This is a genomic window from Flexivirga aerilata (assembly GCF_013002715.1).
GTDB lineage: Bacteria > Actinomycetota > Actinomycetes > Actinomycetales > Dermatophilaceae > Flexivirga > Flexivirga aerilata.
Window position 1 is genome coordinate 237,720 of the sequence record NZ_JABENB010000003.1, and the last position, 19,869, is coordinate 257,588.

Annotated in this window: 18 protein-coding genes; 10 read left to right on the forward strand and 8 right to left on the reverse strand. The window is 70.5% G+C overall.

Annotated elements, in window-relative coordinates:
* Positions 1 to 41: 41 nt before the first annotated feature.
* Positions 42 to 2,906, forward strand: coding sequence for an aminomethyl-transferring glycine dehydrogenase (gene gcvP, locus HJ588_RS16720; RefSeq protein WP_171157725.1), 2,865 nt, complete (start codon positions 42 to 44; stop codon positions 2,904 to 2,906).
* A gap of 88 nt (positions 2,907 to 2,994) precedes the next feature.
* On the opposite strand, the gene HJ588_RS16725 is transcribed toward gcvP, so the two are convergent.
* From HJ588_RS16725 to HJ588_RS16735, 3 genes are all read right to left on the reverse strand, one after another.
* Positions 2,995 to 3,462: a VOC family protein gene (locus HJ588_RS16725; protein ID WP_171157727.1), complete on the reverse strand. Its 468-nt coding sequence runs from the start codon at positions 3,460 to 3,462 to the stop codon at positions 2,995 to 2,997.
* A 235-nt stretch (positions 3,463 to 3,697) separates the two neighbouring features.
* Positions 3,698 to 4,294 carry a histidine phosphatase family protein gene (locus HJ588_RS16730; RefSeq protein ID WP_171157729.1) on the reverse strand — a complete coding sequence of 199 codons (597 nt, stop codon included), beginning with the start codon at positions 4,292 to 4,294 and terminating at the stop codon, positions 3,698 to 3,700.
* 8 nt (positions 4,295 to 4,302) lie between these two features.
* The gene (locus HJ588_RS16735; RefSeq protein WP_171157731.1) at positions 4,303 to 5,520 is read right to left on the reverse strand and encodes an aminotransferase class I/II-fold pyridoxal phosphate-dependent enzyme; all 1,218 of its coding nucleotides are present in this window, start codon (positions 5,518 to 5,520) and stop codon (positions 4,303 to 4,305) included.
* Positions 5,521 to 5,607: 87 nt separating this feature from the next.
* Here HJ588_RS16735 and HJ588_RS16740 point away from each other — a divergent pair, with 87 nt between their 5' ends.
* Positions 5,608 to 6,075: a GNAT family N-acetyltransferase gene (locus tag HJ588_RS16740; RefSeq protein ID WP_171157733.1), complete on the forward strand. Its 468-nt coding sequence runs from the start codon at positions 5,608 to 5,610 to the stop codon at positions 6,073 to 6,075.
* A 26-nt stretch (positions 6,076 to 6,101) separates the two neighbouring features.
* Here HJ588_RS16740 and HJ588_RS16745 read toward each other — a convergent pair whose 3' ends face one another.
* From HJ588_RS16745 to HJ588_RS16755, 3 genes are all read right to left on the reverse strand, one after another.
* Positions 6,102 to 6,515 (reverse strand): glyoxalase superfamily protein, encoded by a 414-nt coding sequence (locus tag HJ588_RS16745; protein WP_171157735.1) that lies wholly within the window; start codon positions 6,513 to 6,515, stop codon positions 6,102 to 6,104.
* Between the two features lie 82 nt (positions 6,516 to 6,597).
* Positions 6,598 to 9,801 (reverse strand): AAA family ATPase, encoded by a 3,204-nt coding sequence (locus HJ588_RS16750; protein WP_171157737.1) that lies wholly within the window; start codon positions 9,799 to 9,801, stop codon positions 6,598 to 6,600.
* A 16-nt stretch (positions 9,802 to 9,817) separates the two neighbouring features.
* On the reverse strand, positions 9,818 to 10,996 hold the full coding sequence (locus tag HJ588_RS16755; RefSeq protein WP_171157739.1) for an exonuclease SbcCD subunit D: 1,179 nt from the start codon (positions 10,994 to 10,996) through the stop codon (positions 9,818 to 9,820).
* Between the two features lie 182 nt (positions 10,997 to 11,178).
* On the opposite strand from HJ588_RS16755, the gene HJ588_RS16760 reads away from it, so the two are divergent.
* On the forward strand, positions 11,179 to 12,663 hold the full coding sequence (locus HJ588_RS16760) for a glutamate-cysteine ligase family protein (protein ID WP_171157741.1): 1,485 nt from the start codon (positions 11,179 to 11,181) through the stop codon (positions 12,661 to 12,663).
* A 478-nt stretch (positions 12,664 to 13,141) separates the two neighbouring features.
* On the opposite strand, the gene HJ588_RS16765 is transcribed toward HJ588_RS16760, so the two are convergent.
* Positions 13,142 to 13,753: a histidine phosphatase family protein gene (locus HJ588_RS16765; RefSeq protein ID WP_343036768.1), complete on the reverse strand. Its 612-nt coding sequence runs from the start codon at positions 13,751 to 13,753 to the stop codon at positions 13,142 to 13,144.
* Positions 13,754 to 13,784: 31 nt separating this feature from the next.
* Here HJ588_RS16765 and HJ588_RS16770 point away from each other — a divergent pair, with 31 nt between their 5' ends.
* Both HJ588_RS16770 and HJ588_RS16775 read left to right on the forward strand, forming a co-directional pair.
* Positions 13,785 to 14,210, forward strand: a complete 426-nt coding sequence (locus HJ588_RS16770; RefSeq protein WP_171157743.1) for an OsmC family protein — start codon at positions 13,785 to 13,787, stop codon at positions 14,208 to 14,210.
* A gap of 6 nt (positions 14,211 to 14,216) precedes the next feature.
* Complete coding sequence (locus HJ588_RS16775) at positions 14,217 to 14,753, forward strand: DUF1697 domain-containing protein (protein ID WP_171157745.1); 537 nt, start codon at positions 14,217 to 14,219, stop codon at positions 14,751 to 14,753.
* A gap of 2 nt (positions 14,754 to 14,755) precedes the next feature.
* Here HJ588_RS16775 and HJ588_RS16780 read toward each other — a convergent pair whose 3' ends face one another.
* On the reverse strand, positions 14,756 to 15,202 hold the full coding sequence (locus HJ588_RS16780; protein ID WP_171157748.1) for a cupin domain-containing protein: 447 nt from the start codon (positions 15,200 to 15,202) through the stop codon (positions 14,756 to 14,758).
* A 22-nt stretch (positions 15,203 to 15,224) separates the two neighbouring features.
* Here HJ588_RS16780 and HJ588_RS16785 point away from each other — a divergent pair, with 22 nt between their 5' ends.
* The 5 genes from HJ588_RS16785 to HJ588_RS16805 all read left to right on the forward strand — a co-directional run bounded on the left by HJ588_RS16785 (position 15,225) and on the right by HJ588_RS16805 (position 19,829).
* On the forward strand, positions 15,225 to 15,848 hold the full coding sequence (locus HJ588_RS16785; RefSeq protein ID WP_171157750.1) for an L-threonylcarbamoyladenylate synthase: 624 nt from the start codon (positions 15,225 to 15,227) through the stop codon (positions 15,846 to 15,848).
* A gap of 2 nt (positions 15,849 to 15,850) precedes the next feature.
* The gene (locus HJ588_RS16790) at positions 15,851 to 16,519 is read left to right on the forward strand and encodes an N-acetyltransferase (RefSeq protein ID WP_212756116.1); all 669 of its coding nucleotides are present in this window, start codon (positions 15,851 to 15,853) and stop codon (positions 16,517 to 16,519) included.
* Positions 16,516 to 17,391 (forward strand): DUF3626 domain-containing protein, encoded by an 876-nt coding sequence (locus HJ588_RS16795; RefSeq protein ID WP_171157752.1) that lies wholly within the window; start codon positions 16,516 to 16,518, stop codon positions 17,389 to 17,391. The genes HJ588_RS16790 and HJ588_RS16795 overlap by 4 nt, the downstream gene beginning before the upstream one ends.
* Before the next feature lie 10 nt (positions 17,392 to 17,401).
* Positions 17,402 to 18,379: a quinone oxidoreductase family protein gene (locus HJ588_RS16800; protein WP_171157754.1), complete on the forward strand. Its 978-nt coding sequence runs from the start codon at positions 17,402 to 17,404 to the stop codon at positions 18,377 to 18,379.
* 124 nt (positions 18,380 to 18,503) lie between these two features.
* Positions 18,504 to 19,829, forward strand: a complete 1,326-nt coding sequence (locus HJ588_RS16805; protein WP_343036769.1) for an MFS transporter — start codon at positions 18,504 to 18,506, stop codon at positions 19,827 to 19,829.
* The last annotated feature ends 40 nt before the right edge of the window (positions 19,830 to 19,869 follow it).

Consider the following 19,869-nt stretch of genomic DNA (forward strand, 5'->3'; position numbering starts at 1 on the left):
GCGTGACCCACCAGTCCGACTCGCCTCGAAGGTGCCGCCTCATGACCGTGCAAGATCTGCCCGACTTCGTCTCCCGCCACATCGGCCCGGCCGACGACGACGTCACCGCAATGCTGAAGCTGCTCGGCTATGCCAGCAAGGACGCGCTCGTCGAGGGCGCGATCCCCGGCGGCATCCGCGCCACGGCCGCGCTCGACGTCGAGGCCGCCGAGTCCGAGCCGGCGGTCATCGCCGAGCTGCGCGACAAGGCGCGGCGCAACCAGGTGCTCACCTCGATGATCGGCCTCGGCTACTACGGCACCCACACCCCGCCGGTGGTGCGCCGCAACATCCTGGAGAACCCGGCCTGGTACACCGCCTACACGCCGTACCAGCCGGAGATCTCGCAGGGCCGGCTGGAGGCGCTGCTCAACTTCCAAACGGTTGTCGCCGACCTCACCGGCCTCGAGACCGCCGGGGCGTCGCTGCTCGACGAGGCCACCGCGGTCGCCGAGGCGATGACGCTGATGCGCCGCGCGTCGAAGGCCCCCAAGGACGCGGTGCTGCTGATCGACGCGCAGGCGATGCCGCAGTCGATCGCGGTCACCCAGACCCGCGCATTGCCGCTCGACATCGAGGTGGTCGTCGCCGACCTGCGCGGCGTGACCGACGCCGCGCGTCTGCGGGCCGCCGCGGGGGAGCGCGACGTTTTCGGCGTGGTCGTGCAATATCCCGGCGCCGACGGCGCGATTCACGACTGGCGGGCGCTCACCGAGGCCGCTCACGAGGAGCGTGCGCTCGTCACCGCGGCCGCCGACCTGCTCGCGCTGACCCTGCTGACCCCGCCCGGTGAGTGGGGCGCCGACATCGCCGTGGGCACCAGCCAGCGGTTCGGGGTGCCGATGGGCTTCGGCGGCCCGCACGCCGGCTACATGAGCGTGCGCAAGGGACTCGAGCGCACCCTGCCCGGCCGGCTGGTCGGCGTGAGTGTCGACGCCGACGGCGCCCCGGCATACCGGCTCGCGCTGCAGACCCGCGAGCAGCACATCCGCCGTGAGAAGGCGACCTCCAACATCTGCACCGCCCAGGTGCTGCTCGCCGTGATGGCGTCGATGTATGCCGTGTGGCACGGCCCGCAGGGTCTGGCCCGCATCGCGCGCGAGGTGCACGGCAAGGCCACCGGACTGGCCGAGGCGCTGGCCGCCGGCGGTCTCGAGACGACCGGTGACGCGTTCTTCGACACGATCACCGTGGTGGTGCCCGGTCGTGCCGACGCCGTGGTCGAAGCCGCGCGCGAGCGGGGCATCAACGTATGGCGGGTCGACGGCGACCACGTGTCGGTCAGTGTCGACGAGACCACCACCGATGCCGAACTCGCAGACGTGGCAGCCGCTTTCGGCGTCAACGCGCCGGTGCCCGGCGACGGCGAGCCGACCTGGGACGCCGCCCTGCAGCGCACCAGTGACTTCCTCACCCACCCGGTGTTCTCCAGCCACCACAGTGAGACGGCGATGCTGCGCTACCTGCGGACGCTCGCCGACCGGGACTATGCGCTCGACCGCGGGATGATCCCGCTCGGCTCCTGCACGATGAAGCTCAACGCGACCACCGAGATGGAGGCCATCACCTGGCCGGAGTTCGCCTCCCTCCACCCGTTCGCGCCGGCGGAGCAGACCGAGGGCATCCGCGAGCTGATCGCCGACCTCGAGCAGTGGCTGTGCGCGATCACCGGTTACGACTCGGTGTCCCTGCAGCCCAACGCCGGCTCGCAGGGTGAGCTCGCCGGCCTGCTCGCGATCCGCGGCTACCACGAGGCGCGCGGCGAGACCGGTCGCAACGTCTGCCTGATCCCCGCCTCGGCGCACGGCACCAACGCGGCGTCGGCGGTGATGGCCGGGATGAAGGTCGTCGTGGTCGGCACCGCGCCGAGCGGTGAGGTCGACATGGACGACCTGAAGCTGAAGATCAAGGAGCACGGCGAGCAGCTCGCCGCGATCATGGTGACCTACCCGTCGACGCACGGGGTGTTCGAGGACACCATCTCCGAGCTGTGCTCGCTGGTGCACGAGGCCGGTGGACAGGTCTACGTCGACGGCGCCAACCTCAACGCGCTCGTCGGCCTCGCCCAGCCGGGCAAGTTCGGTGGAGACGTGTCGCACCTCAACCTGCACAAGACGTTCTGCATCCCGCACGGCGGCGGCGGTCCCGGCGTCGGACCGATCGGCGTGCGCGAGCACCTGGCGCCATACCTGCCGTCGCATCCGTTCGCGGAGGAGTTGACGGGGGAGACCGGGCCGGTGTCGGCGGCGCCCTACGGCTCGGCCTCGATCCTGCCGATCTCGTGGGCGTATGTGCGTCTGATGGGTGGCGAGGGCCTGACCAAGGCCACCGAGACCGCCGTGCTGTCGGCCAATTACGTTGCCAAGCGGCTGAGTTCGCACTATCCGGTGCTGTATGCCGGAGACGACGGCCTCGTCGCGCACGAGTGCATCCTCGACCTGCGCGGCCTCACCAAGGAGTCCGGGGTCACCGTCGACGATGTCGCCAAGCGGCTCATCGACTACGGCTTCCACGCGCCGACGATGTCGTTCCCGGTGGCCGGCACGCTGATGGTCGAGCCGACCGAGAGCGAGTCGCTGGAGGAGCTCGACCGCTTCTGCGACGCGATGATCGCGATCCGGGGTGAGATCCAGGAAGTGCTCGACGGCAAGGTCGCCGCTGCGGACTCGGTGCTGCGGCACGCCCCGCACACGGCGCTGTCGCTGACGGCCGAGTGGGACCACCCCTACACCCGCGCCGAGGCGGCCTATCCGGCCGGTGTCGACCCGATGCGGAAGTACTGGGCTCCGGTCCGCCGCATCGACGGCGCGCACGGTGACCGCAACCTGATCTGCTCCTGCCCGGCGCCGGAGGCGTTCGAGGACTGACCTGGTCGGCTGGCCCGGTCGGCTGACCCGGTCGGCTGACCCGGGCGGCTGGCCCGGACGGCTGGCCCGGTCGGCTGGCCCGCCCGGCTCACTCGGGCCGGGCGGTGGTGAGGCAGAAGGGATGCCCGGCGGGGTCGAGCAGCACGCGGAACAGCTCCGGTTGCGGCTGGTTGTCCGCCTCGACCGCGCCGAGTGCGACCGCTCGCGCCACCGGGCCCGCCAACTCCTCGACCGCGATGTCGATGTGGATGATCCCGGCCTCACCCGGCGCCGGCCACGTCGGGCGCCGGTAGTCGTCGACCCGCATCGCCGTCAGGTAGACGCCGCCGACGTCGGTCACGATCACCGCGTCGTCGGGGGTGCGGAAGAACTCGGTGCCGCCGAGCAGCTCCCGGTAGAAATCGGCGAGTGCGTTGGTGTCGGCGCACTGCACGGATACCGAGGCGAGCGTGCCGACGCGGGTTGGGCGGTCGGTGGCTGGGCGGTGGGCGGGGGAAGCGTCGGCGGAGGAGGTGTCGGCCGAGGAGGGGGCGGCGGAGCTGGGGGTTGCGGTCATACGGCCACTCTGCCAGCAGCCGGTGACACCGCAGTGCGTCGAGCGCGGCGGGGGTATGCGGGGGCGTGGGGGTGCGCGGGCGTGCACAAGTCGCGACGATCGCGGGCTGCGCACGCGAAACCGGCCCGGGGCGTGCACAAGTCGCGACGATCGCGGGGTGCGCACGCGAAACCGGCCCGGGGTCTGCAGAAGTCGCGACGGTCGCGGGGTGCGCACGCGAAATTACCGGTGACCGTCAGGCCGCGGACCAGCCGGTGAGTCGCCAGCCGTCGGCGCCGAGTGCGGTCTCGGCATACCCGCAGTTGACGAAACCCCTTGGCGTGACACCGTTTTCGACGGTGAGCAGGTGACGCACCAGCAGCGTGAGTATGCCGCCGTGCGCGACCACCAGCACGGTCTCGCCGGGGTGCCGGTCGGCGATCTCCTCCAGCACAGTGCGGCCTCTCGCCACCACCTCGGCCCCGGACTCCGCGCCGCGTATGCGCGCGGACAGGTCGCCGTCCAGCCAGGTGCGGAAGGTCGGGGCGAAGGGGTCCTCGGCAGCACGATCGACCCCGGCGAAATCGCCGACCGCAAACTCCTGCAGCCCGAGCCGAGTCGTCACGTCCACGTCGAGCATCGCGGCCGCGAGTTCGGCAGTCTGCACGGCGCGGGCCATCGTGCTGCAGTAGACATGGGCAACGCGGCGGTCCTGCAGCGCTGACGCGAGCCCCGCCGCTTGCTTGCGACCGACCGAGGTCAGGCTGCCGCCCTCGTCCGCCCAGGTCGTGGCCTCATAAACGGCCTCTCCGTGCCGGGCGAGGATCACGGTGGCCGGGCAGTGCAGCGACATACCGGTGGTCAGGCGCGAATCGTGCTGAGGTAGTTGCCAATTCGGTCGATCGCCTCGGTGAGGACGTCGATGTCGGGCAGCGTCACCAGGCGGAAATGGTCGGGCTCGAACCAGTTGAAGCCGGTGCCGTGAGTGACCAGGATCTTCTCCGCGCGCAGCAGGTCGATCACGAACTGCTGGTCGTCCTCGATCGGGTAGACCTCGGGGTCCAGACGGGGGAAGCAGTAGAGGGCACCGCGTGGCTCGACGCAACTGACCCCGGGAATCTTGTTGAGCAGTCGCGACGCGGTGGTGGCCTGCTCGAAGAACCGGCCGCCGGGTCCGATGAGTTCGTTCACCGACTGGTAACCGCCGAGCGCGGTCTGGATCGCGTGCTGCCCCGGCACGTTGGCACACATCCGCATGTTGGCCAGCAGCGTCAGCCCCTCCAGGAAGTCCGCCGCGGCAGTCTTCGGCCCGGAGATCATCAGCCAGCCCGCGCGGTAGCCGCAGACCCGGTAGGCCTTCGACAGACCGCTGAAGGTCAAACAGAGCACGTCATCGCCGGCGAAGGTGGCCGCGTGGTGGTGCTCGGCGTCGCCGAAGAGGATCTTCTCGTAGATCTCGTCGACCATCACGACGAGTTCGTGGCGGCGCGCGATGTCGACCAGTCCCTTGACGGTCTCCTCCGAATAGACAGCACCCGTGGGGTTGTTCGGGTTGATGATGACCAGGGCGTGGGTGTTCTCGGTGATCTTGGACTCGATGTCGGCGAGGTCGGGATTCCAGCCATTGGACTCGTCGCAGCGGTAGTGCACCGGCGTGCCGCCGGCGAGCGACACGGCCCCGGTCCAGAGCGGATAGTCCGGAGCCGGGATCAGGATCTCGTTGCCGTCGTCGACGAAGGCCTGCAGCACCATGCTGATCAGCTCGGACACGCCGTTGCCGATGAAGACGTCCTCGACGCCGGTGTCGGTCAGCCCGTGGCTCTGGTAGTACTGCGCGACCGCCGTGCGTGCGGAGTAGATGCCCCGGCTGTCGCTGTAACCCTGCGACTGCGGCAGGTTGTGGATCATGTCCTGAAGCACGGCGTCGGGTGCGTCGAAGCCGAACGGCGCGGTGTTGCCGATGTTGAGCTTCAGGATCCGGTGACCCTCGGCCTCCAGGCGCTCGGCCTCGACGAGGATCGGGCCGCGCACGTCATAGCGGACATCCTGGAGCTTGTTCGACTGCTTGATCTGGCGCACGCCCTCAAGACTCGCACGTGACGCCCGCGAGAGCACGGACGTTTAACCGTTGGACAGCCGGTGTCGCACGCTCACTACGATCCGGTCATGGCGCGGGTGGATCGGGTGGCGGAGCGCGACTGGGCACGGATGCGCGCTGTGCGGCTGCGGGCCCTCGCCGACGCCCCGGCGATGTTCGGGTCAGACCTTGCCCGGGAGGAGGCGTTCGACGAAGCTGAGTGGCGCCGCCGGGCCGCCCGACCCGTGACCTTCCTCGTCTCCGTCGACGGAGACGATGCCGGTATGGCGGGGGTGTTCGACTTTGACGGCGCCTGGTGCGTGATGGGGATGTGGCTGGCTCCGCAGGTGCGTGGGACCGGCATCGTCGACGAATTGCTCTGTGCCTGTGCGGATTTCGTGCGCGAGCGCGGCGCGGACCGGGTGGCGCTGGCTGTGATGGAGGACAACCCGGCAGGCATCCGGGCCTACGCGCGCAACGGCTTCGTGGCGACCGGCGAGCGCGAGCACGTGCGCGACGGCCGTGACGAACTCTGGATGGTCAAGGACCTGCGCTGAGAGTTCGCCTCGGCCGCGCGCAGCCCTCAGCTGCGCTCGTCCACGGTCTTGCGGCTGCCGTCGTCCTTCAGCGCGTATGACGGCAGCTGCTGCAGCACGAGCTTGTTGCCGTCCGGGTCGGTGACGTAGAGGAAGCGACCCCACTCCTGCTCATCGACCGGACCGGTCTGCACGCCCTTGCCGGTGAGTTCGGCGAGGGCGGCGTCGGCGTCGTCGATGACGAACATGACGCCCTGCTGGGCGCCTGGCTGCATCTCGACCACGCCCTCGCCGATCACGATCGAGCACGCCGAGCCGGGCGGGGTCAACTGGACGAAGCGGATGCCCTCGACGGGCCGCTCGTCGAAGTCGGCGTGAAAGCCGAGTTGCTCGGTGTAGAACGCCTTGGCGCGGTCGACGTCGGTGACGGGCATCGGGACGACTTCGAGTTTGAGGTCCATTGCGGTGTTCCTTCGGCTGGGATCGGCGGGTGTTGGTGCTTTGCACGCTATGGACCCGAGCGGACAGTTTCGGTCCGCTGCCTCAGGCGACCTCGGCGTCGGCCCGGGAAACCTCCACCGTGGACCCGGTGGCGGTCTTGCGGACCCGCACCTGGGCGGGGATGCGCGTCCGCAGCTCCGGCACGTGGCTGACGACGCCGACCGACCGGCCGCCGGCGCGCAGCTGGTCGAGCACGGTCATTACCAACTCCAGCGTTTCGTCGTCGAGCGAGCCGAAGCCCTCGTCCACCAGGAGCGTCTCGAGGTGGCGGCCACCGGCGGCTTCGATGACCGCCTCGCCAAGACCGAGTGCGAGCGCGAGCGACGCCATGAACGACTCACCGCCGGAAAGCGTTGCGGTGTCTCGGGTTTGACCGGTCCAGGCGTCCCGCACCCGGAGGCCGAGGCCGCTCTTGCCGCCACGTGCCGCAAGCGCGTCGGTGTGCTCCAGGCTGTAGCGACCGTCGGTCATCACGGCGAGCTTCTCGTTGGCGAGCGCGGTGACGGTCTCCAGCCGCGCCGCCAACACGTATGACGTGAGCCGCATCCGCAGCACGTTGTCGCCACCACCGGTCACTGCCGCCGCGACGTTCGTCGCGACCGCCAGCCGAGCCCGCAGTGGCGCGGACTCCCGCTCTGCCTCGGCGTATTCGGCTGCGATGCGCTGCACCGCGGTGTGGGCGCGCTCGATCGCGGCGGCCTCGTCCCGCGCAGCCTTGGCCGTGTGCTCCGCGGTGCGCGCGACGTGTTCGGCACCGGCGACGTCGGCAGGGTCGGCGGCGGCCGCGGCGGCGACGTCGGCCTGTTCGAGCACGCCGGTCGCCTTGGCGCGCTCCAGCTGTGCCGCCTCGACCTGATCGGCGAGGGCACGTAGCTCGGTCGTCGGCAATTGGCTGGCGGCGACGTCGTCGGCCGAGTCGAAGCCGAGCTCGCCGAGGGCTGCGGTCAGGTCGGCGTGCGCTGTAGCAGCTTCGCCGCGCGCGAGCTCGTGCTGCCCCGCCGCGGCAAGGAGGGCATCCAGCAGGTCGGCGCAACGGTCGTGACCGCCGATCACGTCGGGCAGGTCGTGGGTGGACGGCTCGAACGGCAGGCAGCCGCAGGCGTTTTCGTGATCTGCGCGCATTTCGCGCAACCGTGCCTCGGCGGCGTCCACGGCGGCGCGCAGCTCGGCGACGCGGGCTCGCGCGGCGGCCGACGCCTCGCGCGCCTCGGCCAGCTCGAGTCCGTCGATCTCCAGGTGCTGGCGTGCGGCCTCGATGACCTGGTCGAGCCGGGTGACGGTGCGCTGGGCCGCCTGGGCCGCAGCAAGGCCGGCGGCGGCCTGGTCCGCGGCCGGTGCCCGCAGCCGCTCCAGCTCGTCGAGTGCGGCGAGCACGGTGGGCAGCGCGTCACCGCTGAGGTCGTGCGTCGCGAGCGTGTCGCGAAGGTGATTGGGGACACCGAACTCCACCGCGTCGCCGCAACCGGCCAGCACCTCGTCGACCGCGGCCCGGGCGGCGCCCTGCGCGGCGGAGGCGATCGCCGTGCGGTCGTCGACGAGGGCGCGGGCGTGCGCGCACTCCTGCTCCGCGGTGTCGACCTCGTCGGCCGAGACCGCGTCATCGTCGGCGGCGGCTGGCTCGGGGTGCTCCTGCGACCCGCACACCGGGCACGGTCGCCCGTCGCGCAACCCGCCGGCGAGCTCGGCGGCAATGCCCGACAGCCGCCGGGCCCGCAACCGGATCGCGTGCCCCTCGGCGTGCACCCATGTCTCCCGGGCGGCCTGTAGCTCCTGGTCGTGCGCGCGCACGTCCGCGATCGCGCGGCGAGCACCGGCGAGCATCGTGCCGAACCTCTCGAGCGCACGGTGTCGCACCTGCAGGTCGCCGACGGTGGCGGCGATCTCGGCGTGTTCGGCGCGCTGCGCACGCTGCTGCTCGACGCGTTCCGTCGCTGCGTTGACCGCCCGCTGCCGCTCGGCGGCGCGGTCCTCTGCTCCCGCCGCATCCGACCGAGCGCGCTCGACGTCGCGGCGGTGACGGGCGAGTTGCCGGTTGAGCTCGGCGTAGCCGCCGAGCGCGACGTCACCGGCGGCCCGGCGTTCGCGGATCGCGGCCAGGGTCTGCTCCGCGTCGAGCCGGTCGGGCAGCTGATCGGTGTCGAGCGCGGGCACCGGCCACGCGGTCACCGCGGCGAGCGAGCGTCGGGCGGCGGCGAGGTCGGCCGCCGCGGACGCTGCGGCCTTGGCCCGACGTGTGGCTGCCGCGACCACGGGTGCCGCGCGCGACGCGCGCTCGGCGAGTGCCACCCGGGTCGCGGCCGCTGCCGTCGCCTCGCTCTGCGCGTCGAGTCGGGCCAGGGTGGCCGCCGCCTGGGATGCCTGGCGCTGGAGTGCGGCGAGTGCCCGGCGCTCGTCCAGCACCTCCCGGGCAGCATCGGCGGCGCCCCGCGCCGCGTCGGCGGCCGCGAGCGACGTGGTCGAGCGCGCGGCCAGCTCAGCGGTCACCGCGTCGAGGTCGAGGGCGCCTGCGTCGGGGTCGACGGTGCCCGCGTCGGACGGGTCTTCGGGCACGTCGTCGGCCCCGGTGAAGCCGACCGGCACCAGGTGCTCCTGCGCTCGCGCGAGCAACGTCATACGTCGTGAATCTGCCGCTCGCACAGCCGTTTCCAGCTGCTTGCGGTGCTCGACCAGCCAGTCCTCGATGTCCCGGAAGTCGGTGATGTCGAAGAGCCGCTCGAGCAGCTTGCCGCGTTCGTCCGGCTTGGCTCGCAGGAATGCCGCGAAGTCTCCCTGCGGCAGCAGCACCACCTGGGCGAACTGCTCCAGCGCCATGCCGAGCAGGTCGTCGATCACCTGCGCCGCCTCGTCCGCGCGGGTGGCCGACGTCGTCCAGCCGCCGTCGTGGCGCTCCTCGAGCACGACGCTCGCACGTTGCATCCGGGTGCCCGTGCCGCGCTTCTTCGGCACCTCGTGGTCGGGGGAGCGACGCACCCGCAGGCGGCGCGTGCCGACGCTGAACTCCAACTCGACCTCCGGCCGAGTCTCGGGTGCGGCGTGATCGCTGCGGAGCGAGCCGCGATGCCGTTGCCTCGCACCGGGGACGCCGGCGAAGAGGGCGAAGCAGATCGCGTCGAGGAGACTGGTCTTGCCGGAGCCGGTCGGCCCGTGGATCAGGTGCAGGCCGGCCGCGCCGAGGTCGTCGAAGTCGATCTCCTCGACGCCGCCGAACGGTCCGAACGCCTGCACGCGCAGGTGGTGGAGTTTCATCGCGCGCCGCCGGTGGTCATGCCACGCCCGACTCGCGGCCGACGGCCCGCTGTCCCTCGGCCCGGTCGCGGCCGCCGCGGGCGACCCGGGTCTGCTCGACGGCGGTGGCGAGCAGTTCGCGCTCGGACTCGTCGGCGGAGGCGCCGCCCCGGGTGTGCTCGAGGAAGTCGCAGCACAGCTCCAGCGTGCTGCGGCCTGCGTGCCGGCTGGTGTAGCTGCGATCGGCCATCGGCACCACCTGCTGCTCGAAGAGCAGCTGCAGCGTGTGCGGGAAGCGCGAACGCACTCGCTCCATCGCGCCGAGCGGGCGGGCCTGGTCGGTGAGCGTGACCTGGCACCAGGCAGTTTCGGCGTCCGCGAGGCCCGGGTCGGCCAGCAGATCGTCGAGCGTGCCGTGCAGTCGGCGCATCGGCCGTTGCACCGGCGCCTCGATGAGCTCGTATGACGTCCCCGCCTCCGACACCTCCAGCAGCACCGAGCTCTTGCGGTGGTCGGCCTCGGAGAAGGACATCGCCACGGGGGAGCCGGAGTAGCGACCGACCGCACCGACCGACTGCGCCCCGTGCAGGTGACCGAGCGCGGCATACGCCACGCCATCGAATACACTCGCCGGCACCGCGGAGGTGCCGCCGACGCCGATGTCGCGCTCGGAGTCGGACGTGGTCGACCCGACGACGAAGGCGTGCGCCATCACGACGGCCGGCACCCCACGCCCGGCGGCGTCGGCGCGCACCCGGTCTATCGCCGCGCGCAGGACCCCGGCGTGGGTGGCCTCGGCCGTGCCGAGCGCGGCCGCGGTCACCGACGGCTCGAGATAGGGCAGTGGGTAGATCGCGACGTCGCCGAGCAGCACCGGCCGCCCCACGGACTCCGGCCTGGTGCGCACGTGCACGCCGCCGAGCTCCAGCACGCGCGACCCGAAGCCGAGCCGCACCGCAGAGTCATGGTTGCCGGAGGAGAGCACCACGTGGGCGCCGGCCTCCCGCAACCGCACGAGGGTGTCGTCGAGCAGTTGCACGCTCGCCGGTGCCGGCAGCGCCCGGTCGTAGATGTCCCCGGACACCAGGACGGCGTCGACCCGCTCGGCGCGCACCACCTCGACCAGGTGCTCCAGATATGCGGCCTGCGCATCGAGCAGCCCCGCACCGTGGAACATCCGCCCCAGGTGCCAGTCGGAGGTGTGGATCAGCCGCATGCCCAGCAGGTTAAAAGCCGCCACCGACAGGCTCGTGGAGGTGACCCGGCGTTTCCGGGCGCCGGCGGGATGAGGAATGAATCCGCGGCTCCGGCCGCACGGGGATGGCGAATGTGCGAGCGTTGCGGACAACCGTGCCGGTCAGTCAGTGTCGGACCGGCGCTCGGCAGGAGGAGGTAGCCATGGGCGAGGACGTGTCGGCGACGTCATACACCCGCGAGCAGCGGCAGCGCTATCGCGAGAAGGTCCGGCAGGATCTCGACGTCTTCGAGCGGATGCTGACGACGCACAGCTTCGAGTTCGAGCGGCAGCTGACCGGGATGGAGGTCGAGCTCAACCTGGTCGACGACGACCTGCAGCCGACGATGAGCAATGCCCGGGTGCTGGAGAGCATCGCCGACGAGGACTACCAGACCGAGCTCGGGCAGTACAACATCGAGCTCAACGTCAGCCCGCGCCCGATGCCGGGGGATTCGGCGCTGCAGCTGGAGTCGGACCTGCGGGCGAGCCTCAACCGCGCCGAGAAGCTCGCCAACGACGCCGGCGCCCAGATCGCGATGATCGGCATCCTGCCCACGCTCATGCCCGAGCACTTCAGCACCGAGTGGATGAGTGCCAACGCCCGTTATGCCGCCCTGAACGAGGCGATCTTCGCCGCTCGCGGCGAGGACATCTTCATCGACATCGAGGGCGCCGGCGGCGAACGCCTTGCCATGTATGCCGATTCGATCGCTCCCGAGTCGGCCTGCACCTCGGTGCAGTTGCACCTGCAGGTGCAGCCGCACCGGTTCGCCGACTACTGGAACGCCGCCCAGGCGATTTCCGGACTGCAGCTGGCGATCGGGGCCAACTCGCCATACTTCTTCGGCAAGGAGCTGTGGCACGAGAGCCGCGTGCCGCTCTTCGGGCAGGCCACTGACACGCGCGCGATCGAATTGAAGAACCAGGGCGTCCGGCCCCGCGTGTGGTTCGGGGAGCGCTGGATCACCTCGATCTTCGACCTGTTCGAGGAGAACGTCCGCTACTTCCCGGCGCTGCTGCCCGAATCCAGCGACGAGGACCCGGTCGCGGTCTTCGAATCCGGCCAGGCCCCAAAGCTTTCCGAGCTCCGGTTGCACAACGGCACGGTCTACCGCTGGAACCGGCCGATCTACGACATCGTCGACGGCAAGCCGCACCTGCGGGTCGAGAACCGCGTGCTGCCGGCCGGTCCCACGATCATCGACGGTATGGCGAACAGCGCCTTCTACTACGGCGTCGCGCGGATGTTGGCCGACTCCGACCGGCCGATCTGGACTCGGATGAGCTTCTCCGCGGCGGAGGACAACTTCGAGTCCTGCGCCCGCCGCGGCATCGATGCCAAGGTCTATTGGCCTGGCTTCGGCGAGGTGCAGGCCGACGAGCTGGTGCTGCGCCATCTCCTGCCGCTTGCACACGATGGGCTGGAGCAGTGGGGCGTGGCGCAGTCGGTGCGCGACCGCTACCTCGGCGTCATCGAGGACCGCTGCCGGGCCGGCGTCAACGGCGCGACCTGGCAGATCGACTGCGTGAAAGCCCTTGAGGCGCAAGGCAAGGACCGCGCCAGTGCGCTCTCGGGCATGCTTGAGCGCTACCTGGAGCAGATGCACGGCGGCGAACCGGTGCACACCTGGTCGCTGCTGGGCTGATCTCGATACGCGGCTCGTTCCTCGCCGATACTCGATCAGCGTGGCTTGGTGGTCGAGTAGCCGGAGGAGCGCAGCGGGGGAGGCGTATCGAGACCACCCGGCGACCTACGCGAGCTGCCGGGCTGATCTCGATACGCGGCTCGTTCCTCGCCGCTACTCGATCAGCAAACGTCGCGCTCGATCGGCGTTGCTTGGTGGTCGAGTAGCCGGAGGAGCGGAGCGGAGGAGGCGTATCGAGACCACCGGCGGTTTCACGGAGTCGCTGCTGGGCTGATCTCGATACGCGGCTCGTTCCTCGCCGCTACTCGATCAGCGTTGCTTGGTGGTCGAGTAGCCGGAGGAGCGGAGCGGGGGAGGCGTATCGAGACCACCCGGCGACCTACGCGAGCTGCCGGGCTGATCTCGATACGCGGCTCGTTCCTCGCCGCTACTCGATCAGCGTTACCCCCACCTCACGCGTATCGAGACCACTCCCATCTCACGCGAAATCGCCGCCGGTGTTCCACGTCTGGATGCAGGGGGTGCCGTGGTAGAACCCGAGCATCGACAGCGACCCGGCGTTGAGCATCAGCTGGGCGCCCATGCGGGCCTCCTGGCGCAGGAAGATCGCGGCGAAGATGCGCAGCGAGTGGCCGTGCGCGACCAGGGCGACATTGCCGACCTCGAGCAGCGGCACCACCCGGCGTACGACGTGGCTCACCCGGGCGGCGACGTCCTCGACGGTCTCGCCGGGCGTGTCACCGGGCACGACCCCGTCGGCGAAGATCTCCCACGACGGGTCGCCGAGCTGCTCGCGGATCTGCGGGGTCGACAGACCCTCGTACCCGCCGTAGTCCCACTCCCGCAGGTCGTCGTCGAGCCGGACGTCCCGCAGCCCGGCGAGTTCGGCGGTGCGGCGGGCACGCTGCATCGGGCTGGAGAAGGTCGCGACGATGTCGAGCGGCTCGACCTCGGCCCGCAGCTTGCGCGCGTCGGCCTCACCCTCGGGCAGTAGCGGCAGGTCGGTGGTGCCTGTATGACGGCCGTTGCGCGACCACTCGGTCGCTCCGTGACGGATCAGGATGATGCTGTGCTCGGAGTGCGCGCTCACAACTGGCCACCGTAATGGCACGCTTAGTCGTATGACGACTAGGGACCCGCACCGTTCGGTCAGCCTCGTCCGCACCGCGAACGGCAGCTTCCGCGCCACCAACGCCCGCGGCGGCACGCTCGACTTCGGCAGCGGCCAGGACGACCGGTTCACGCCCGTGGAGCTGCTGCTCACCGCGATCGCGGGATGCAGCGCGATCGACGTCGACATCTTCACCTCGCGGCGGTCGGAGCCGACGGAGTTCGAGGTGACCGCCGAGGGCGACAAGCTGCGTGACGAGCAGGGCAACCACATGGGGCCGATCGACGTGACCTTCACCGTGCGCTTCCCGGAGGGCGCCGACGGCGACAAGGCACGGGAGGTGCTGCCCGACGCGATCCGTCAGTCACACGAGCGGCTCTGCACGGTCAGCCGCACGGTGATGCTGCCCACCGAAGTCACCTCCAAGGAGGCCTGACCCGTCGTGCCCGCCTACGTCGTCTTCCTCCGCGCGGTCAATATCGCGCCGCGCTGGGTGAAGATGGCGCTGCTGCGGGAGGTGTTGACCGCCGAGGGTTTCGGCGAGGTCGAGACCTACATCCAGAGCGGCAACGTGCGGGTCACCAGCTCTCTGCGGTCGGCCCGCAAGGTGGGTCGTCATCTGGAGGACGTGCTGGAGACCGCGTTCGGCTTCACCATCCCGTGCATCGTGCGCACGCCGGCTGAGCTGGCCGCCGTCGCGGCGTATGCCGACTCGCTGGACGACCCGCTCGGCGGCGCGACCCAGCGCCGATACGTCACCTTCTTCACCGAGCCGGTGCCGAAGGACCGCGCCGAGGAGCTGGCGGCGTGGAACGTCCGCGGCGAGCGACTGCGTGCCAACGGCAGCGAAATCTATTGGTGGCTGGACAAATCCACACACGAGGCCAGGATGTCCAATGCCGTCCTGGAGCGTGGGGGACTGGTGGCGACCACCCGCGACCTCAAGGTGGTGCGGGCGCTCGCCGAGCGCTGGACGTAGCGCTAGTGATCGTCCTGCAGTTCGAAGTCCGCGAAGTCGAATCCCGGCACCACGACGCAGCTGACCAGCACCGGCTCGTCCGCGGCCGGCCGAGCCGCCTGCCAGTGACCGCCCGGCACCAGGCCCTGGGGCCGTTGACCGTCCTCGACCGCGGGACCGAGCGTGAGATCGGTTGCAACGCCTGGTGATTGGGCATCACCACCGAGGCTGAGGGTAAGCGGACCACCGCGATGCCAGAGCCACAGCTCGTCCGACCGGACGCGATGCCAGGCGCTCGACTCGCCCGGGAGCAGCAGGAAGTAGATGCCGGTGCCGAGATTGCGCGCCCCGTCATACGGGCTGCCGGGGGTGAACGTGCCGGCATGCCGATAGGTCTCGGCATACCAGCCGCCCTCGGGATGTGCCTGCAGGCCGAGTCCTTCTGCCCAGGAGGGCAGCGCGCCAGTCATCACAGGTCCTAACGTTGAGGGCATGGCCAGGTACTTCGACGTCCACCCTAAGGACCCACAGCCGCGCAGCATCGGCCAAGCCGTGCAGATCCTGCGGGACGGCGGGCTCGTCGCCTACCCGACCGACTCCTGCTTCGCGCTCGGCTGCACCCTCGGCAACCAGGAGGGCCGCGACCGCATCGTGCGCATCCGCAAGCTCGACGACAAACACAACTTCACCCTGATGTGCCGCGACTTCGCGCAGCTGGGGCAGCTGGTCTTCATCGACAACAAGGTGTTTCGCGCGATCAAGGCCGCTACGCCCGGTCCCTACACCTTCATCCTGCCGGCCACCTCGGAGGTGCCGCGCCGGCTGCAGCAGCCCAAGCGCAAGACCGTCGGGGTGCGCATCAGCGACCACCCGGTCGCCCGTGCGCTGGTCGCCGAGCTCGGTGAGCCGATCATGACCAGCACGCTGCTGCTGCCCGGCGAGGACGAACCGCTCACCGACGGCTGGCAGGTCAAGGAGGAGCTCGACCACCAGGTCGACGCGGTGATCGACTCCGGCGAGGCGGGTGTCGACCCGACGACCGTGGTCGACTTCTCCGACGGTTACCCGCAGGTGGTGCGGGTCGGCGCCGGTGACCCGACGCCGTTCGAGGCCTGAGGGTGACGCTTGCCGACGGCCCGCATCCCGTGGGCCGGATGATCCGCGCGGCCGCCCACGGCCGGCATCCACCGGTCGACGGTGGGTGGGAGCGCCAACCGCCTTGGCGTGCCGATGTGTTCGGCATTGTCACATTCACCGGGCACGCGGTGCTGTGTGTGCCGCAGGCCTGGTCCGACGAGGCGCTGCAGGCCCTCGCCCCGGACGGCTTCGGCGGTGCTGCCGACCCGCGGGTGATCGTCGCGCTCGCCGGCGCGGACGGCTTCATCGACTCGCTCGACACGATCTTCGCGGCACCCGGCATGCTCGGCACGCCCGCTGCACCTGCGCTCGACGCCCGCCCCGACCTGGCCGGGCATCCCCGCGCTCGCCGGGCAGCCGGCCTGCGGGACGACGTGCGCACCTACGGCCTGCCCGGACGCGACGACGCCGTCGTGACCCTGGGCCGCGGCATCGGCGGTCTGCCCGAGCTGAGTTTCGAGCTGGCCGAGAGTGCGCGCGGGCGCGGGCTGGGCGGCGAATTGCTTTGCTCCGCAAGGACACTCGTCGGCCCGGACGACGTGCTGATCGCGTCCGTCTCCCCGGGCAATGTGGCCAGCACCCGTGCGGTCCTCGCCGCCGGTTTCGCGCCGGTTGCAGGGGTGCAGTTGTTCCGGCCGGCCCGGCGATGACGACCAGTCCACTCCCGGAGCCCGTCCGCCAGGCCGTCGCACACGTGGCGCGACTTGCCGCGGGGCCGCCGCTCGACCGCACACTGCGGGTCACCTGCAGCTTCCACCCCGACCGGTTCGCCGGTCCCGGCACGACCGAGTCGGTCATCGAACGGTTGGTGGCGAGCGGCAGCTACGTGTCGCAGTTCGTCACCGGCACCAGCAACGGCGGCCTCACGGCATATCGGGGCGGCGACCGGTTTCGTTGGGAGAGTGCACTTTTCGGAGGCATGTATGACGATGCCGACCCCGACCTGCGTCCCAAGTACGGCGCGCTCAACCACCGCCGGCGCGGCACCGGCGCCTCGCCGAGGTTCGGCTCGGCCCACCTGCGACTGGCCGAGCACACGCTGGAGCGGAGCACCTTCTGCTTTCCGGACAGCTTCGACGAGCCGGCCGATTTCGGCGTCGCCGCATCGTGCGATCTGGCCGACCGCGCCGACCGGTCCGGCCGTGACCTCCTTGACGACTACGTGGAGGCCCAGGTGCACGGCCATCTCGACCTGAGGGCCGACGTGGAGGCGGTGGTCCTCGATCCGAGCTTCCGCGGGACCGCAGTGGAGGAGGCCGCGCGCGAGCTGCCGTGCCCGGTGGAGTGGCACGACGGATTCGTCGCACAGCTGGCGGACATCGAGCAGCACCCGGACTATCGCGGCCCCGAGATCGTCCAGCTGGCAAGGAGATACGCGCACGATGGCGTGCTCGACCCGCGGACCGTGGGCGAGGTCGCGAGTCTCGGCATACACGAGCCTCAGGCGGTCAAGCAGCTCTGGCACTACACGGCGCGCTTCGGCACCCCGGAGGCGCGGAGCCGGCCGCCGGCACGTGATTAGGCTGAAGTCCATGACTCGAGCTCTCGTGGTGACCGAACCGGGTGACGGCAGCGTGCTGCAGGTGCAGGACGTGGTGGTGCCACCGCCCGGTGACGGGGAGGCGCAGGTGCGCGTCGCGGCGGTCGGCGTCAACTTCATCGACGTCTACAAGCGGCAGGGCGTCTATCCGATGACGACGCCCTTCATCGCCGGCGAGGAGGGCGCGGGTGTCGTCGAGGCGGTCGGGTCCGGCGTGACCGACGTCAAGGTCGGCGACAAGGTCGCCTGGGCGAGCTACACCGGCAGCGCCACCCAACTCGCCAACATCCCCGCCGACGTCCTCGTGCCGGTCCCGGACGGTCTGGATCTGGAGACCGCCGCCGCGGCGATGCTGCAGGGCATGACCGCGCACTACCTCGTCAACTCGACCTGGCCGGTGCAGGAGGGCCAGATCGCGCTGGTCCACGCGGCCGCCGGGGGAGTGGGACAGCTGCTGGTGCAGCTGATCACCGGCAAGGGCGCGACCGTCGTGGCCACCGCGGGCAGTGACGAAAAGCTCGACAAGGCAAGGCAACTCGGCGCCCAGCACACGATCAACTACCGCAATTTCGAGGGCGATGCGCTGGCCGACGAGGTGCGCCGGCTCGCCGGTCGCGGCGTCGACGTCGCCTATGACGGGGTCGGTCGCGCCACCTTTGGAGCCTCGTTGCGTTCGCTGCGGCCGCGGGGGATGGGCGTGCTCTTCGGCGGCTCCAGCGGCCAGGTGGAGCCGCTCGACCTGCAGGTGCTCAACCGGCTCGGTTCGCTCTTCGTCACCCGGCCGACGCTGGGTTCCTACCTGCTGGACCGCGAGGAGTTGCTCTGGCGCGCCGAGGACATCCTCGGCCAGCTTGCCGACGGCCGGCTGAAGCTGGAGATCGGCGGGCGCTACCGCCTCGACGACGCGGCAGCGGCATACGAGGCGCTGGAAGGCCGGGCGACGACCGGCAAGCTGCTGCTCCTGCCCTGAGGCGCCGCATCCGCCATACGGCCAGACCGTGGCCACCCCTTGCAACATATATAGGCGATACATATAGTTGCTGGGCGTGCCCGGCTCTCGTTCGGGCGCAGATGCTCGAGTGAGAGGAGTTCGCGTGAGTCACGCCCCGGCAACCGACCGGCCGTCGATGTTCAAGCAGCCCAAGGCGGTGTATGCCGTCGCCTTCGCCTGCGTGGTGTCCTTCATGGGCATCGGTCTGGTCGACCCGATCCTCCCGGCGATCTCCGAGCAACTGGACGCGACGCCGAGCCAGGTGACGCTGCTGTTCACCAGCTACCTGGTGGTCACCGCGGTCGCCATGCTGATCACGAACGCGGTGTCCAGCCGGATCGGCGCGAAGAAGACCCTGATCGCAGGCCTCGCGCTGATCGTGGTCTTTGCGGCGCTCGCCGGCTCGGCGGGGTCGATCGACGGCATCGTGGGCTTCCGGGCCGGCTGGGGGCTCGGCAACGCGCTGTTCATCGCCACCTCGCTGGCGGTGATCGTGGCGTCGGCCTCCGGCGGCTTCGCCGGCGCGATCATCCTCTACGAGACCGCGCTCGGGGTCGGTATCGCCGTCGGCCCGCTGCTCGGCGGTCTGCTCGGCGAAATCTCCTGGCGCGGCCCGTTTTTCGGTGTCTCGGTGCTCATGCTCATCGCCCTTGTGGCGACGGTGCTCTTCCTGCCCGCCACTCCCAGGCCCGATCACCACACGTCGGTGCTGGCACCGATCAAGGCGCTGCGCCACCGCGGCCTGCTGATCATGGGCCTGGCCGCGCTGTTCTACAACTGGGCGTTCTTCACCATGCTCGGTTACGCGCCCTTCCCGATGAAGCTGTCGGCGATCCAGCTCGGGCTGGTCTTCTTCGGCTGGGGGATCCTGGTCGCGATCTTCGCCGTCTTCGGCGCGCCCGCCCTGCAGCGGCGCTTCGGCACCGCCCCGACCCTGTATGCCGCGCTCGGTCTCTTCGCGATCGACCTCGCGGTGATCGCAGCCTGGCCGACCAACCGCACGGTCCTCATCTGCGCGGTGATCGCCGCCGGCATCATGATCGGCATCAACAACACGCTCACCACCCAGGCCGTCATGGTGATCTCCCCGGTGGAGCGTCCGGTCGCCTCGGCCGCCTACGGCTTCGTGCGATTCATCGGCGGCGGTCTCGCGCCGTTCGCGGCGGGCAAGCTGGTGGAGCACTTCAACCTGCACGTGCCGTTCGCGATCGCGGCGGGCTCGGCGGTCCTCGCGGCGCTGCTGCTGAGCACGGCACACCGCACCCTGGCCGACGCCGACCGCGGGCTCGACGAGGACGGCGAGAAGGTCGCCGGTGCCGACGCCCCCGCGCAGATCGCCGGCGAGGTCGCTGACGAATTCGGCGGCGCCGCAGGCGCTTTGGACGACTACGAGCGCGAGCAGGAGCGCGACGACGACCTCGTCCGCTGACCGTGCGACCCGATTGGCCGCAAAGCCCGCGACGGAAATG